15 protein-coding genes and 1 pseudogene are annotated in these 15,517 nt (G+C 65.6%); 5 read left to right on the forward strand and 11 right to left on the reverse strand.

What is annotated here, in order from left to right:
* Positions 1-100 precede the first annotated feature (100 nt).
* On the reverse strand, positions 101-1,006 hold the full coding sequence (locus NMG10_RS17680; protein WP_254464828.1) for an AraC family transcriptional regulator: 906 nt from the start codon (positions 1,004-1,006) through the stop codon (positions 101-103).
* Between the two features lie 178 nt (positions 1,007-1,184).
* On the opposite strand from NMG10_RS17680, the gene NMG10_RS17685 reads away from it, so the two are divergent.
* Entirely contained in the window at positions 1,185-2,237 is a 1,053-nt protein-coding gene (locus NMG10_RS17685) for an NAD(P)-dependent alcohol dehydrogenase (protein ID WP_232857113.1), read from the forward strand.
* 35 nt (positions 2,238-2,272) lie between these two features.
* Here the strand turns inward: NMG10_RS17685 and NMG10_RS17690 are convergent, their stop codons facing one another.
* Positions 2,273-2,932 (reverse strand): DUF3313 domain-containing protein, encoded by a 660-nt coding sequence (locus NMG10_RS17690; RefSeq protein WP_254464823.1) that lies wholly within the window; start codon positions 2,930-2,932, stop codon positions 2,273-2,275.
* On the reverse strand, positions 2,929-3,267 hold the full coding sequence (locus NMG10_RS17695) for a hypothetical protein (RefSeq protein WP_232857111.1): 339 nt from the start codon (positions 3,265-3,267) through the stop codon (positions 2,929-2,931). Before NMG10_RS17695 ends, NMG10_RS17690 begins: the two co-directional genes overlap by 4 nt.
* A gap of 154 nt (positions 3,268-3,421) precedes the next feature.
* On the opposite strand from NMG10_RS17695, the gene NMG10_RS17700 reads away from it, so the two are divergent.
* Positions 3,422-4,135 carry a response regulator gene (locus NMG10_RS17700; RefSeq protein ID WP_232857155.1) on the forward strand — a complete coding sequence of 238 codons (714 nt, stop codon included), beginning with the start codon at positions 3,422-3,424 and terminating at the stop codon, positions 4,133-4,135.
* The gene (locus NMG10_RS17705; protein WP_234561370.1) at positions 4,132-5,466 is read left to right on the forward strand and encodes an ATP-binding protein; all 1,335 of its coding nucleotides are present in this window, start codon (positions 4,132-4,134) and stop codon (positions 5,464-5,466) included. The genes NMG10_RS17700 and NMG10_RS17705 overlap by 4 nt, the downstream gene beginning before the upstream one ends.
* 5 nt (positions 5,467-5,471) lie before the next feature.
* Here NMG10_RS17705 and NMG10_RS17710 read toward each other — a convergent pair whose 3' ends face one another.
* Positions 5,472-6,779, reverse strand: coding sequence for a phosphate ABC transporter substrate-binding/OmpA family protein (locus tag NMG10_RS17710; protein ID WP_254464824.1), 1,308 nt, complete (start codon positions 6,777-6,779; stop codon positions 5,472-5,474).
* A gap of 326 nt (positions 6,780-7,105) precedes the next feature.
* Positions 7,106-8,503 carry a cytosine permease gene (locus NMG10_RS17715; RefSeq protein WP_254464825.1) on the reverse strand — a complete coding sequence of 466 codons (1,398 nt, stop codon included), beginning with the start codon at positions 8,501-8,503 and terminating at the stop codon, positions 7,106-7,108.
* Between the two features lie 262 nt (positions 8,504-8,765).
* On the opposite strand from NMG10_RS17715, the gene NMG10_RS17720 reads away from it, so the two are divergent.
* Positions 8,766-9,653: an EamA family transporter gene (locus NMG10_RS17720; protein ID WP_203647183.1), complete on the forward strand. Its 888-nt coding sequence runs from the start codon at positions 8,766-8,768 to the stop codon at positions 9,651-9,653.
* A gap of 18 nt (positions 9,654-9,671) precedes the next feature.
* Here NMG10_RS17720 and NMG10_RS17725 read toward each other — a convergent pair whose 3' ends face one another.
* The 4 genes from NMG10_RS17725 to NMG10_RS17740 all read right to left on the reverse strand — a co-directional run bounded on the left by NMG10_RS17725 (position 9,672) and on the right by NMG10_RS17740 (position 12,783).
* A complete protein-coding gene (locus NMG10_RS17725; protein ID WP_232857107.1) occupies positions 9,672-10,256 on the reverse strand; it encodes a LysE family translocator in 585 nt (194 codons plus the stop codon).
* Between the two features lie 49 nt (positions 10,257-10,305).
* Positions 10,306-11,136, reverse strand: coding sequence for an AraC family transcriptional regulator (locus tag NMG10_RS17730; protein WP_254464826.1), 831 nt, complete (start codon positions 11,134-11,136; stop codon positions 10,306-10,308).
* 77 nt (positions 11,137-11,213) lie between these two features.
* Entirely contained in the window at positions 11,214-11,828 is a 615-nt protein-coding gene (locus tag NMG10_RS17735) for a LysE family translocator (RefSeq protein WP_254464827.1), read from the reverse strand.
* Positions 11,829-11,862: 34 nt separating this feature from the next.
* A complete protein-coding gene (locus NMG10_RS17740) occupies positions 11,863-12,783 on the reverse strand; it encodes a LysR family transcriptional regulator (protein ID WP_203647177.1) in 921 nt (306 codons plus the stop codon).
* Between the two features lie 104 nt (positions 12,784-12,887).
* Between NMG10_RS17740 and nfsB the strand changes: the two genes are divergently transcribed.
* The gene (gene nfsB, locus NMG10_RS17745) at positions 12,888-13,541 is read left to right on the forward strand and encodes an oxygen-insensitive NAD(P)H nitroreductase (protein ID WP_110733882.1); all 654 of its coding nucleotides are present in this window, start codon (positions 12,888-12,890) and stop codon (positions 13,539-13,541) included.
* 182 nt (positions 13,542-13,723) lie between these two features.
* Here the strand turns inward: nfsB and NMG10_RS17750 are convergent, their stop codons facing one another.
* Both NMG10_RS17750 and NMG10_RS17755 read right to left on the reverse strand, forming a co-directional pair.
* Positions 13,724-14,521 (reverse strand): DUF6708 domain-containing protein, encoded by a 798-nt coding sequence (locus NMG10_RS17750; protein WP_232857104.1) that lies wholly within the window; start codon positions 14,519-14,521, stop codon positions 13,724-13,726.
* A 2-nt stretch (positions 14,522-14,523) separates the two neighbouring features.
* Positions 14,524-15,517, reverse strand: a pseudogene (locus NMG10_RS17755) (hypothetical protein); the annotation flags it as partial.

Consider the following 15,517-nt stretch of genomic DNA (forward strand, 5'->3'; position numbering starts at 1 on the left):
GCCCCGCGATGGGGGGGGCATGGCACCGGCTGCGCCGGTGATCGCGGGGCAAGCCCGCTCCCACGCATCCTGCTCTTGCAGTCTGCTACGACGGCCCCGGTCAGGCCGGCAGGCTCTGGTACGGCTGCTCTTCCCCCGGACTGCGGGCGAACTGGCGCTTGTACTCGCGGCTGAACTGCGAAGTGCTCTGATAGCCGACCCGATGCGCCACCTGGGCCACGCCCAGCCCTTCGCCGATCAGCATCTGCTGCGCCTTGAGCAGGCGTAGGCGCTTGAGGTACTGCATCGGCGCCAGGTCGGTGCAGCGCTTGAAGTGTTCGTGGAAGGTCGACACGCTCATGTTCGCCCGGCTGGCCAGCTCTTCCACCCCCAGCGGTTCGGCGTAGTGCTCGCGCAGGTAGGCCAGGGCCGCGCCGATCCGGGCGAAATGCCCCTGTTGCTCGACCAGCGCCCGCAGCACGCCGGCCTGTGGCCCGCGCAAGGCGGTATAGAGCACTTCGCGCACCCGCGCCGGCCCCAGCACCTTGGCGTCCAGCGGGTCCTGCAGGCACTGCAGCAGGCGTTCGACGCTGTCGCGCATGGCCGTGTCCAGCACCGCCGAAGTCATCGACTGTGGCGTCTGTGCCTGCACCGCGGCATCCGGCGCCAGGTCCATGCCTTGCACCAGCTCGCCGAGCAGGGCGCGGTCGATGTCCACCGCCACGCCGAGCAGCGGCGCCTGGGGCGTGGCGAAGGTCTCGCACATGAACGGCACCGACAGCGCCTGCACCAGGTAATGCCCGGCACCGTACTCCAAAGTGCGCGGGCCCAGGCGCGCCAGCTTGCTGCCCTGGGCGAGGATGATCAGGCTGGGTTCGTAGATCTGCGGGGTGCTGGCCACGTAGTGGTCCCAGGTAAGGACCTGGACCTGGGGCAGGAGGGTGGGCACGAACCCCGGGCCTGTGGCGAGAGTACGGATCAGAGAGCAGAGCGTGGCATTGGCATCCACATGGTGAGTCAGGTGCATGGTGAACCCGGGCAGAGAATCGGACACTGGCATCTTCGCAGATTCGCGGGGTCATGCCAGAGGTTGGTGGCAAGGTCCGGAGAATCAGGCATGCATACTGGAGAATCGGCGGTGGGCGAGGCTGGTCCTGGCGCGCAGAATGCGTCGCCTGAATCGTTTCACTTGCACGAGGTGCCCCATGTACACCGCCATCGGTTACGCCGCCCAATCGCCCACCAGCCCCCTGGCCCCCATGACCTTCCAGCGCCGCAGCCCGCGGCCCGACGATGTGGTCATCGAGATCCTCTACTGTGGCGTGTGCCATTCCGATATCCACCAGGCCCGCAATGAATGGGGCATCGCCGTCTACCCGCTGATGCCGGGCCATGAGATCGTCGGCCGGGTCAGCGCGGTGGGCGCGCAGGTCAGCCGTTACCAGGTCGGTGATCTGGTCGGCGTCGGCTGCATGGTTGATTCCTGCCGCCAGTGCGAGGCCTGTCGCCAGGACGTCGAACAGTACTGCCTGGAAGGCCCGACCATGACCTACGCCACCCCCGACCGGGTCGACGGCAGCAACACGATGGGCGGCTACTCCAGCAGCATCGTGGTCAGCGAGCATTTCGTCCTGCGCATTCCCGAGGGCATGGACCTGGCCAGCGCGGCGCCGATCCTGTGCGCCGGCATCACCACCTATTCGCCCCTCAAGCACCACGGCGTGGGCCCCGGGCACAAGGTGGGCGTGCTGGGCATGGGTGGCCTGGGCCATATGGGCATCAAGCTGGCCAAGGCCCTGGGGGCGGAAGTGACCCTGTTCACCCGCTCCGCGGCCAAGGCCGAGGAAGCCCGTCGGCAGGGCGCCGACCATGTGATCGTCTCCACCGATGCCGAACAGATGCGCAGTGCGGCGGGTCGCTTCGATTTCCTGCTCGACACCATCCCGGTGCAGCACGACCTCAACCCCTACCTGCAAACCCTGAAGTTTGGCGGCGTGCACATCCTGGTCGGGCTGATCGAACCGGTTGATCCACCGGTACATGCGGCCAACCTGGTGATGCAGCGCCGGGTGCTGGCAGGTTCCTTGATCGGCGGTATCGCCGAAACCCAGGAGGTGCTCGACTTCTGCGCCGAGCACGGGATCAGCTGCGATATCGAAAGGCTCGACATCCGTAACATCAACCAGGCCTACGAGCGGATGATCGCCGGCGACGTGAAGTACCGCTTTGTCATCGACATGGCCTCGCTCAAGGCCTGACCAGGCGAGCTGGGCTTGTCCTGTGAAGCGTCACGCTACCTGAGCGGCGCCGCATAGCCCTGGCGCAGGTCCACGGCCCAGCCGTCGAGCACGGCCTTGACGTTGTCGGCGGTCATTACCTGGCGGTCGTTATCCAGCGGTACGCCGGTACCCGCGAGCATCGCCTCGCCGACCACCTTGCCGCTTGCGCCCGCCTCGAACGACAGCTCGCTGGCAATCGCGCTGTCCCGGTCGCGAATGCCCGCGGCGCTGCTCACCCCGGCCGCGACCAGGGTGATCGGCAGCCACTCGTAGAAGCGCAGGCCCTGGGTGTCGGCGCTGATGCGGGTGATGGCCGGCCTGACCACCAGGGTGTTCGGGCCGGGCCTGTCGACCACCGTCATCACCTTGCCCAGTTCGTTGCGCAGTACCGCATCGTAGTAGTGGGTGATGCTGGCGAGGGTGGCCTGGGGGATGCGCGTGCTCGGCTCGGGCGCCGGGTAGAACCGGCTGGGTGCCAGGTAGACCTCGATGTAACGGCCCTTTGGCCATTTCGGGTCGGCCCAGCTGAGCACCGTTGCGCCCGAAGGCGCCTGGTGCGGGGTGAGTAATCCGTAATCCTTGAGGTAGCCGGTCGGTGTCGGCTTGTTGCTGCCGCACGCGGACAGGCCCAGGGTGGACGTCAGCACCAGTGCCAGAAGGTGACGCCGACTCATGGGTGGCGAACCTCGCGCCGGGTCGGATGGGCCGCTTGCAGGTGGGGCACGTCCTGCGATGTCTGGATGCGCAACTGTCCGCGTGCCATCAGCCAGTGCACGAGGTCACGGACGGGAACGGTGTGGCTGTACTCGACCCATTCGCCAAAGGTCGGGTCGTAGTGTTCGAAATATCGACGCAGGGTGACGTAGCCCTGTTCGTTTGCCAGCTCCAGGCTCTCCTGCTGCACGATCAGGGAACCCGATTGTCCGCGCTGGGTGTTGCGCTGGCTGAGGATCAGGGACGCGGAACCCTCATGCCCATCGGTGCTGTTGCGGCTGTCGACTATCTTCATGGGGAGCCCTCGGTAATGGAAGGCTGGCAGGGTGAAGGGTCATCGTTGCCGGGTGATGTCCGCTTTGTGTCGTGCATGACGAAATGTTGCGCGATTGAAATAAATGACCCGCGTGGCGCAATGGTTTTAGATACGCCTTTTTTCCCGGATCGGTATCACCGTGAGCAGACTGTTGATCGTCGATGACGACGTCGAAATCCTCGCCTTGCTGAAGCAGTTCTTCGTCCAGCACGGCTACGAGGTGGACCTGGCCGCCGAGGGGCAGGCGATGTGGGCAGCCATCGCCCGGCAGCGCCCGGATGCGATCATCCTCGACCTGATGCTGCCCGGCGAAAGTGGCCTGGGCCTGTGCCAGAAGCTGCGTGCGCAGCTTGGGGTGCCGGTCATCATGCTCACCGCCATGGCCGAACTGAGCGACCGCATCATCGGCCTGGAACTGGGCGCCGACGATTACCTGACCAAGCCGTTCGATCCACGTGAACTGCTGGCCCGCCTGCGCGCCGTGCAGCGCCGGGTTGGTGAACAGCCACCGCGGGGCGAGGCGGCGCGACCGGTGATCGGTTTCGCCGGTTGGCAGCTGGACATCACTTGCCGCGAGCTGCGCTCGCCCGAGCGGGTGATGGTGCCGCTGTCCGGCGCCGAGTTCGACCTGCTGGTGGTGTTTCTCGAGCACCCGCAGCGCATCCTCACCCGCGAGCAGTTGATCGACCTGACCCGTGGCCACGGCCATGACGCCTTCGACCGCAGCATCGACGTGCAGGTCAGCCGTCTGCGGCGCAAGATCGAGCCCGACAGCAAGCGCCCGGACCTGATTCGCACCGTGCGCAATGGCGGCTACCTGTTCAGCGCCACGGTGACCCGCTCGTGATCCGTCGCCTGCTGGGTCGCGACACTCTGCGCAAGCGCATCGCCCTGACCATTTTCACCGCATTGCTTGCCTCGCTGGCGTTCAATGCCCTGTTCGTCCAGGTTGCCGGCAGCTGGGCACGCCCGCCCATCGAACGCACCGGCCTGCTCGAGCAGATCGCCGTGACCACCCGGGTGATCGAGACCGCGCCGGCGACGCTGCGCGGGCAGCTGGCCGAGGCGGCGAGCACGCCAACGCTGCGGGTGACCTGGAGTACCCGGCGTGACGACTTTGGCCTGCCTGGCCCGGGCACCATGCTCAATTCCGGGCAGGTGCCGGCGATGGCCCAGTTGCTGGGGCCCTCGCGGCCGATCGAAGTGTACAACCCGGATGACTGGCCCATGGGCAGCGCCGAGGCGCACTACGTGGCGCTGGTCGCGCTGGCTGATGACAGCTGGCTGCTGTTCGTGCCGCCGGAGCGCAGCTGGGGCATGAGCGCGACGGCGCGCCTGGCGGTGGTCATCGGTCTGGGGCTGGTGGCGACGTTGCTGGTGGCCTGGCTCGCCACCCGCCAGCTGGCCGCGCCGCTGCAACGCTTCGCCAGTGCGGCGCGGCGTTTCGGCGGTGACCTGCAGGCGCCGCCCATCGCCAGCGAGGGCCCCGAGGAAATCCGCCAGGCAATCATCGCCTTCAACACCATGCAGGCGCAGATCCAGCACTTCCTCCGCGAGCGCACCCACATGCTCGCGGCCATCTCCCACGACCTGCGCGCGCCGTTGACGCGCATGCGCCTGCGCAGCGAGTTCATGGAGGACCTGGACCACCAGCGCAAGCTGATCCGCGACGTCGACGAGATGCAGACGATGATCAACGAGGCCCTGGCGTTTTTCCGCGAGGGCACGCAACTGGAGCAGCGCACGGCCTATGATTTGTCGGAGCTGTTGCAGACCCTGGTTGACGACTACCGCGACCAGCACCTTGACATCGCCTTCAAGGGCCCGGCGCACCTGGTGCATGACGGCCGCCCGCTGGCGACCAAGCGGGTGGTCGTCAACCTGGTGGAAAACGCCATGAAGTATGCCCGCGATCCGCAGATAACGCTGCGCCGCGCCGCTCACCTGATCGTCATCGAGGTTCGCGACAGCGGGCCAGGTATTCCCGAGGAGGCCCTGCAGCAGGTGTTCGAGCCGTTCTACCGGCTGGAGGGCTCGCGCAACCGCGATACCGGCGGCGTCGGCCTCGGCCTTTCGGCCGCCCGTGCCAGCGTGCGCGAGCAGGGCGGCGAGCTGACCCTGCGCAATCGCGTTGGCGGTGGGCTGGTGGCGCGGATCGAACTGCCCGATGGCGGCTGAGCGGGTCAGTACACCCAGACCTCGACCCGGCGGTTGCGCAGGCGCCCCTGCTCCAGGTCGTTGCCGGCCACCGGCAGTTCGTCGCCCATGCCCGCCACGTCCCTGACCTGCACCCCGACGCGGGCCAGCTCGCGGCGCACCGCCATGGCCCGCAGGCGCGACAGCAGCGCGGCGCGGCCCGGTGTCTCCTTGGGATCGCCGAAGCCCACCAGCACCACCTTGCCCTGTAGCTTGCCGGCCTGGCGCAGGTAGTCGCCGACCCGCTGCACATCGCGCAGGGCCTTGTTGTCGAGGCCGGCGCTGCCTTCCTGGAAGCGGAAGTTCACGCTCAGGCGCTGGGCCTCGCCGGCCAGTGTCCGATAGCGTGGCGGCATGTCGCCCTGGGCCGCGACCTGCTGTGGCTTGATCTGCTGGGAAACGAAGCCCTGCTCGGCGACGATGGCCTGGCCGGCGGGACTTTGGGCAAACTCGGCGAGCGCCTTGGCCAGCGGCGTGGGGTGGGTGGGGAGGTAGAAGAACAGGCGACGCGACAGCGGGTAGTCCTCGCTGGCCACCAGGGCACGGCTGGGTGGCAGCGCTGGTGCATCGCCCTCGGCCACGGCCAGTGCCTTGGCCCGGTGGACCGTGGCCAGGCCGCTGAAACCGATGGCCTGGCGGTCGGCCATGACCTGGGCAGCCAGTTCGTCGGCGGACTCGAAGCGCCGCGCCTGGGTGGCCAGTGTCGCTTGCTGAGGGGTAAGCACCAGGGCCTTGAAGGTTTCGAAGGTGCCGGAGCGATCATCGCGGGCATACAGGTGGATCGCCCCGCCGGGCACGCCCAGCTGTTCCCAGCGTTGCAACTGGCCGGAGAACACCTGGGCCAGTTGCTCGGTGCTCAGTTGCGTGAGCGGGTTGTCCGGGTGGACGATCACCGCCACGCCATCCAGGCCGATCACCTGTTCCGAGCCCGCGCCGCGCAGGTTGCCCAGGGCCTGCAACTGTTGCGCCTCGCTGTCGCTGATCGGCCGCGAGGCCGCGGCCAGGTCGGCCTCGCCCCGGGCCAGCGCGGCAAAGCCGGTGCTGGTGCCGTGGGCGGCAATGTCGATGCGCACGGGCTGGCCGTCCGGATCGCGGGCGTGGACCTCGGTCTCGTTGGCCGTGGCGCCGGGCCGGTGCTCGATGGCGCTTGCGCCCTGGGCCTGCAGCAGCCCCTGCACCAGGGCCGGGCCAAGGGCCGCGCCGATGGTGTTGGAGCCCTGGATACGCAGTTGCGCGGGCCCGGCGCAAGCCAGGCCCGGGAGCAGGCACAGCAGAAGGAGAAGCAGGCGAGGCATGCCGAAGACCCGTGGCACAGAGTTGCGCCGCAGATTACGACAGTTGCTTGACCGAAAGATGACAGTGTCCCGTAAGAGATCGCCCAGCCTATCTGGCTGGGCCGGCGGGCAGAGAACCTGTGGGAGCGGGTTTACCCGCGAAGCCGACACCGTGGTGGATGGCACGGGCTTCGCCCGTGTTCGCGGGCAAGCCCGCTCCCACAGGGATCGCGCCAGATTCTAAAAATTAGCAAGACAGTTGCTCCCACAGGGACACCATTTCATGTGCGACAGCCCAGCCCGAGGGGCTGGGCGATCTCATGCAGGATATGTGTGAGCAACCCGGCTCAGCGCCCCTCCGGCACGATGATCCCGGCCGGTGCCTCGGCCGCGCGGCGGCGGGCCACCCAGTAGTACAGCACGCTCGGCACCACCAGGCCGATCAGCCACGACACATCCACGCCGCCCAGGTGCGCGACCATGGGCCCGGTGTACAGCTTGGTGTCGATGAACGGCATCTGCACCAGCACGCCGAAGGTGTACACGCCGATGCCCGGCCAGTTCCAGCGCCCGTAGCGGCCGTCAGGGTCGGCCAGTGCCGGGATGTCGTAGCGTTCCTTGGTGATGAAGTAGTAGTCCACCAGGTTCACCGCGCTCCACGGCACGAAGAAGGTCAGCAGGAACAGGATGAACGACTTGAACGCGCTGAGGAACGAATGCTGGCCGAGCAGGGCGACCAGGGTCGCGGCGCCGACGATGCCGAGCACGAACACCAGTCGCTGTACCCGACTGATCTGCAGGTGACCCCGGAAACCACTGATGATCGTGGCGATGCACATGAAGCTGCCGTAGCTGTTGAGGGTGGAGATGGTCACCTTGCCGAAGGCGATGCAGAAGTACAGCAGCGCCGCCGTGGTGCCGGCGCCGCCCAGGCCGACGATGTAGGCTACTTCGCGCCCGGAGAACTGGCCGCCGGCGATGGCCGCGGCGAACACGCCGAGGATCATCGAGGCCTGGGCGCCGATCACCGAGCCCAGGCCGGCGGCGAGGAAGGTCTTGAGCGGCGAGGTATGGCTGGGCAGGTAGCGCGAGTAGTCGGCCACGTACGGGCCGAAGGCGATCTGCCAGGACGCCGCCAGCGACACCGCCAGCAGGAAGCTGGCCCAGCTGAAGTGGCGGTTGTCGAGCAGCTGGCCGATGTCGGCGAGCATCAGGATGCGGCTGAACAGGTAGACGAAGGCGATGATCCCCAGCACGCTGGCCACCCGACCGATCCAGTGAATCACCCGGTAGCCGGCCAGGGTCGCCAGCACGATCACTCCGGCGAAGATCAGAATGCCGGCGCTGTCGCTGATGCTCAGCAACTGGCCGATGGCCTGGCCGGACAGCACCGTGCCGGTGGCGGTGAAGCCCAGGTACATCAGGCACACCAGGGCCATGGGGATGGCCGCGCCGTACACGCCGAACTGCACCCGGCTGGAGATCATCTGCGGCAGACCCAGGCGTGGCCCCTGGGCTGCGTGCAGGGCCATCACCGCGCCGCCGACCAGTTGTCCGAGCAGCAGGCCGATCAACGACCAGAACACATCGCCGCCCAGCACCACGGCCAGGGCGCCGGTGACGATCGCGGTGATCTGCAGGTTGGCTCCCAGCCACAGGGTGAATTGGCTGTAGACGCGTCCATGGCGTTCAGACTCGGGGATGTAGTCGATCGAGCGGCGCTCGATCACGGGTTTGCTGGACATCGGGGAGGGCTCCGCTTCGTTGTTTTTGTGAAAGGCGGCGGCTATCGGCGGGACGCAGGGCGGATGGCCGAAGCCCGATATGAGCATGTATATACAAGTCTGGTCAAGTGAAGCTTGCGCAGGGTTTTCATGGGTGTTGCGCAGCCATCACAGCCGACTGTTGCGCAAGGCTGTTGCGCAACTGTGCTGGTCCGAGGCGGCGCGATGCCCTTATGCTGTAACCAAATATGTCTATAACAAGCCTGAAGAAGGAATGCGTGCCATGCCACTCAAGGATCTGCTGATCGCCCTGGTGGTGATCATCGCCTGGGGCGTCAATTTCGTGGTCATCAAGGTCGGCCTCGATGGCCTGCCACCGATGCTGCTGGGGGCATTGCGCTTTCTGCTGGTGGCCTTTCCGGCGGTGTTCCTGATCAAGCGCCCGAACCTGCCATGGCGCTGGTTGATCGCCTACGGCGCGACCATTTCCCTGGGCCAGTTCGCCTTCCTGTTCCAGGCCATGGCCAGTGGCATGCCGCCGGGGCTGGCTTCGCTGGTGCTGCAGTCCCAGGCGTTCTTCACCCTGGGCTTTGCCGCGCTGTTCCTCGGCGAGCGGCTGCGCCTGGCCAGCGTGCTGGGCTTGCTGGTGGCCGCCGGCGGCCTGGCGGTGATCGGCAGCGAGGACAGCGGCCACGTGCCGTTGCTCGCACTGTTGCTGACCCTGTGCGGCGGCGCCATGTGGGGCATGGGCAACATCATCACCCGGCGCTTCGGCAAGGTCGACCTGGTCGCCCTGGTGATCTGGGGCGGGCTGATCCCGCCGCTGCCGTTCCTGGCGCTGTCCTGGTGGCTGGAAGGGCCCGAGCGCATCGGCCATGCCCTGGCCAACATCGGCTGGAGCTCGGTGCTGGCCCTGGCCTACCTGGCCTTCGTCGCCACCATGGTCGGCTACAGCCTGTGGAGCACCCTGTTGTCGCGCCACCCGGCGGGCAAGGTGGCGCCGTTCTCGCTGCTGGTGCCGGTGGTCGGCCTGAGCTCCTCGGCCGTGTTGCTGGGCGAGCGCCTGAGCGAGGCCCAGGGCTGGGGCGCGCTGCTGGTGATGCTCGGGCTGCTGATCAATGTGTTCGGGCCGCGCCTGGGGCTGCGTCTGCGCGCGGCTACCGCGCGCTGAAGGCCGATGCCCGCCGCGTCACACCAGCAAGGCCGACCACGCCGACACCAGCAGCAGGCCGGCGAGGCCCTGATTGAACACCCGCAGCGCCTGGGGCGAACGTAACCAGCGGGCGCTGCCGATGCCCATCAGCGCCCACGCGGTCATGCTCGGCAGGGCGATCAGCAGGAACACCAGGCTCAACCACCACATCGGCAGTGCCGGGCCGGCGAACAGGCCGACCATTGCCACCGCCGTCACCCACACCTTGGGGTTGACCACCTGCAGGGTCGCCGCGCTCAGCGGGTCCAGGCCGCTATCGCTGCCCGCCTGCAGCGGCGCACCGGCGCTGCGCAGCATCTTCCAGGCCAGCCAGCTGAGCCACAGGGCGCCCACCCAACTCATGGCCTGCTGCGCCAGCGGGTAGCGCAGCAGCACCTCGCCCAGCCCCAGGCCCACCAGCAGCACCACTGCCGCCGCCGCGCAGCAGGCCGTCACGATCGGCGCCAGGCTGGCGCGCAGGCCGCGCCTGGCTCCGTGGGCGAGGATCAGCAGGTTGGTCGGCCCGGGGCTGATGCTGGCGGCCAGGGCGAAGAGGATGAAGGGCAACAGCGTATGCGACATGGTCAAGGCTCCGAGTGATCGAAGCGCCATGGTCGCGCCGGGCGCGGGTTCAGTCTGGAAGGTTTGAGCAGCGCTTGCGGTAGTCCGCCGGGGTCAGCCGGTAGGCGCGGCGGAACCAGCGCCCCAGATGGCTCTGGTCGGCAAAGCCCAGGGAGGTGGCGACGCTGGCCGGCGTTTCACCCAGGGCCAGCCGCCGCCGTGCACGGGCCAGGCGCAGCTGGATCAGGTAGGCATGCGGCGCCAGGCCGAAAGCCGCCTTGAACGCCCGGGTCAGGCGGAAGCGGTCGACGCCGCACACCTGCGCCAGCTCGACCAGGCCGATGTCCTGGTCCAGGTGCGTGTGCAGGTAATCGCGGGCGACCTGGGCGCACAACGGCAAGCGTGGATCGGGGTCCAGGCGCTTGCGCCAGTGCAGGTGGCCGGTGAGGCAGGCCAGCAGGTCGTCCAGGGCGGTCTGGCGGACGATGCGCAGATCGTTGTAATGCACCGTCTCGAAGGCCCGGGCGGTGGCCCCGGCCAGGCGCGGATCCTGGTGCAGCAGGGTGCCGAAGCTGGGCAGGGCGCCCGAGGGCGCGTGTTCGAACAGGGCGCGCAGCTCGGTTTCCAGCCAGTTGGCATCCAGGTACAGGGTCGAGTAGGTGAAACCCTCAACGGTGGGTGCATGGCCGTCGTGCAGGTCGCCCGGCTCGAGCACGAACACCTGGCCTGGGGTGCTGTTGTGGCGTGCGCGGCGGCAGTTGAATTGCTGCACGCCCTGTTCGGTCACCCCGACCAGGAAGCTGTCGTGCCAGTGCGGGTCGTAGGCATGGCCGGTGAAATGGGCGCGGACCGACTCGATGCCGGTGTCGGCGTCCTGTCTGAGGTCGATCCAGTTGCTCATGGGCGCGGGCCGTGCGGGTGTCGGTAGACGACCTTAACGCAGAAACGGCCCGGGCGTTTAGAACGATTGTGCAGCCGTCAGCGCTGGGCGAACGCCAGGTTGATGCCAAGCCCGGCGAACGAGGCGGCGAAGCTGCGCCGTAGCCAGGCCTGTACCTGGGGCGAGTCGATCACGGCGCGGCGGAACAGGTGGGCGAGCAGGCCATAGATCACGAAGACGACGAAGGTCATGGCCATGAACACCGCGCTCAGGCCGAGCATCTGCACGGTCGCGGAACCGGCCTGGGGGCTGATGAACTGCGGCAGGAAGGCGAGGAAGAACAGCGTCAGCTTGGGGTTGAGGATGTTCAGCAGGCAGGCCTTGAGCACCAGCTGGCCGGCCCTGGCCGGGGTGGCCTGGGTGTCCACGGCGAAGGCCGCGCGGTCGCGCCAGGTGGCATAGGCCAGGTACAGCAGGTAGGCGACGCCGGCGAACTTCAGGCCCTGGAAGGCCAGGGCGCTGGTGTGCAGCAAGGCCGAAAGGCCCAGCACCGAGGCCAGCAGGTGCGGGACGATACCCAGGGTGCAGCCGGAGGCAGTCCACAGGCAGGCGCGGCGCCCGGCCACCAGGGCGCTGGAGACGGTGAGGATGACCCCGCTGCCGGGAATCAGCACGATGATCAGCGCGGTAACGAGAAACTCCAGGCTCGGCATGAATGACAGCTCCTTGCAGTCGGGGGTGGATGCACTATACGCCCGGCGACAGCGGCTGCAACATGCCCTCCGGGCGCAGCGTGGCGAAGCGCTCGCGCAGCCACAGGTGCAGCTGGGCCACCGCCGGGGTGAGCTGCTTGCGGTGCGGGCACACCAGGGTCACCGGGGTCAGCTCGCCGGGGTGTTCGGGCAGCAGGACCTCCAGCTCGCCGGCGGCAACATTGGCGCTGACATCCAGCCACGACTTGTAGACGATGCCTTCGCCTTCCAGCGCCCAGCGCCGCACCACGTCGGCGTCGTCGCTGAACAGCGGCCCGCGCACCTGCACGGTGCGGTTGCCCAGCCGCCATTTGTCGTAGACCCGGCTCTGTTGCAGGTACAGCAGGCAGTCGTGCTGCTGCAGGTCGTCGGGGCTGTCCGGCCGGCCATGGCGGGCCAGGTAGTCGGGCGAGGCCACCAGCACCCGACGGTTCCACGGTGCCAGGGGCAGGGCAATGTAGTTGGCGTCCTCGTTCTGGCCGTAGCGGATAGCGACATCCACCGGGTCGCGGTAGAGGTCGGCCAGTTGGTCGGAGAGAAAGAAGCGCAGGCCGAGCCCCGGATGCTCGCGACGAAACGCGCTGAGCCAGGGCCGCAGCAGGTTGCGCCCCATGTCTGATGGTGCCGCCACCTGCAGCACGCCGCGCAGGCAACTGTGGCTGCCGTGCAGGTCCTCGCGGCCCTGGCGCAGGGCATCGAGCACGCGCTGGGCGGTGGGCAGGTACAGCTCGCCCTCGGCGGTCAGGCGCAGGCTGCGGGTGGTGCGGGCGAACAGGCGCACATCCAGTTCGCGTTCCAGGCGCTTGATCGCCGCCGCCACCTGGCCGGGCAGCAGGTCGGCCTCGTGGGCCGCAGCGGTAAAGCTGCCCAGGGCGCTGGCACGGGCGAACAGTTCGAGATCGTTGATGCGCAGCATTTTCACTCCAGGGATGAAAGTGTTGCTGCATTGTGCTGGTTTTTCTTTGCCGCCGGGAAGATAAGATGCGGCTCATTCACGATCCCTTTGAGGAATTGCCGTAGATGGATACCGTTGCCCTCGCCAAACGCCGTTACACCACCAAAGCCTACGACGCCAGCCGCAGGATTCCCCAGGCCACCATCGATGCGTTGCTCGAGCAGCTGCGCCACAGCCCGTCCTCGGTCAACTCGCAGCCCTGGCACTTCGTCGTGGCCGACAGCGCCGAAGGCAAGGCGCGCCTGGCCAAGGCCACCGATGAGCGTTTCGCCTACAACAGTCCGAAGCTGCGCGACGCCTCCCATGTGATCGTGTTCGCCGCCCGCACCAACATGACCGAAGCCCACCTGCAGGCGGTGCTGGCGCAGGAGGCCGCCGACGGGCGCTTCCGCACCGAACAGGCCCGTGATGGCCAGGACCAGACCCGCCGCGGCTACGTCGACCTGCACCGCCATGACTTCAAGGACCTGCAGCACTGGATGGAGAAGCAGGTCTACCTGGCCCTGGGCACCGCACTGCTGGGCGCCGCCGCCCACGGCCTGGACGCCACGCCGATCGAAGGCTTCGACGCCAAGGCCCTGGACGCCGAACTGGGCCTGCGCGAGCAGGGCTTCACCAGCGTGGTGCTGCTGAGCCTGGGCTATCGCAGCGAGGAGGATTTCAATGCCGGGCTGAGCAAGTCGCGGTTGGCGGCGGCAGAGGTGTTTACTTTTCTGTGATTGGCGGTAGGTAGTCCCGCTTAACTGGGGCAGCGTTGCAGCCAGTAATGCTGACGGTGAGCGGGCTTCTTCGATGCGACTCGACTAGCCAGCCCGGATCACCTTCTATCATGACGCCGCCAAGGCTCCTCGTGTCTCCCTCGCGTGGCACCAGTCTCGATGATCGACGAAGACGACAGGCTTCATGGCAACTCAGCCAGTGGAGCGGTTTGTGGAGCCGTTCGCGATTCGCGGTCTATCGCTTCTGGCCACTTGACCTCTGCTCCCAGACGCTTGGCGAACTGATACCAGAGGAGAAGGTTGTGATCTTCATTGTGTGGGGCAGGTGAAACAGCATCGAGACCATATTGCATGTAAGTGCAGATGTAGGCCCAGATGGACTCTTCCCCATACGTATTACTCAAGGAGAACCGGTCGATGACCTTGTTGGTGCCCGGTTCGACGACGGACAACATGATCCCTGTCTTCACGAGGTGCGAGCCTTGGTGGGTGACAGCCTGCTTTCTCCAGCGTTCGGCGCGTACATCCTTCCAGTCGTAGCTGACGATTTTTATTGGCCATGGGATGAAGGGGTTCCACCAACAGAACGTAAAGTTGTAAGCGTAGATTTTTTGACGGGAACGGTTGAAACGTATTGGCTCGTCGCGCGGGGCGGTGCGGACTAGGCGAAAATATATTGCTACCTGCCAAGTTATAATGGATATTAGTATTGATATGGTTAATAGTGACTCGTAGTCATTGTGCTGGATGCTGGTTGCTATTATTCTTGTGCCAAGAATGATTGTTGTAATGCTTAATGGAATGCACAGGGTTAATAGTCCCCCAGTGTTGACTGAGTTACGAGGTATCTCTACGTAAATGTCGTCTTGATGGTTTGAGTTTAGCAGTATGGGAGAAGGGTCGACTTTAGTCGGGGCGTTTGGGAGGTTGAAGTCCTCTTTCCAGCCTGGACACGGAGGAATCAGGATAGGTCTTTTCATTTTTATCCCCTTACGTCCAGTTTGTCCTGTTTTTTTACCAATTTCGCGAAATTTGTGGTGTCGTCCTTGTTGGGCCAATAGCTGACTGTTAACTCAAAGGCGTCGATAGTTTTGAAATCTGCGGTTGGTGTACTCCCTTCTATTCTTAGAGTCTTTCCTTGGCGAGAACTATCCTCTGGGCTGCCAGTGTTCTCATATAACTCGGTTTTTTCCTTGTCGCTGTCTCCTGAGTACACGGTCGGCACAGTGTTTCTACCCGGTGAATAAACCACCAGTGTCCATTCGTATCTTGCCTGTTCGTGAGCAAAGTTAGGAATGGTGATTGTGTAGTTCAGACGTGTTTCGAGTGGAACCGAGAAGCTGTCCCTCAGCGTGACGAACGGCTCTATCGTTTTCGGAGGGTGTGTTTCTTTGAATGTTATATCTATCGAGGCGTGAGCAGTGATGCCCACTAGGGCAGCATTGAGAGCACCTATAGCGTTGTCATTGTCTTCTGCGACCTGCCATTCACGATGTGACGCTGGTAGCCCCCATCTGGACTGGCGAGCCCAGATTTCCAGTGGAGACGATTCGTTTTTTTTTGCGATCGTAGCAAGCGTGTAGGCCGAAAGTGCAAGTAATAGTGCTATACCTACAGGGCCTAGGAATGCGGTCCCAAAGTAAAGTGTGCTTACTCCTACGAATGCTGAACCAATCGCAGATAGGCCTGCAATATTATATTTTTGGTTGGATGCTAGATCGCCTTGTGCACCTGTTCGTTGAGCCGCTAGTAAATAATTTGTTCCTTCTGCAATACCAGCGACAGCAGCAATGGCACCACCGTACTTCACCAGTTGCGTCCCCTGCATCAATGTCGAGCCCGCCGTCACGGCGACCCGGGCAGGCCGCAATATCTCGATCGCTTTCCCTGTCGCCTCAATACTCAACCCCAAAACCCCAATGGACGACGACCACACCGCCGCCAGCGCTTCGGCCTCCGCATTGCCTGGGATCGCG

Origin of the sequence: Pseudomonas sp. DVZ6, from assembly GCF_024259445.1 — a bacterium.
GTDB classification, from domain to species: Bacteria; Pseudomonadota; Gammaproteobacteria; order Pseudomonadales; family Pseudomonadaceae; genus Aquipseudomonas; species Aquipseudomonas peradeniyensis.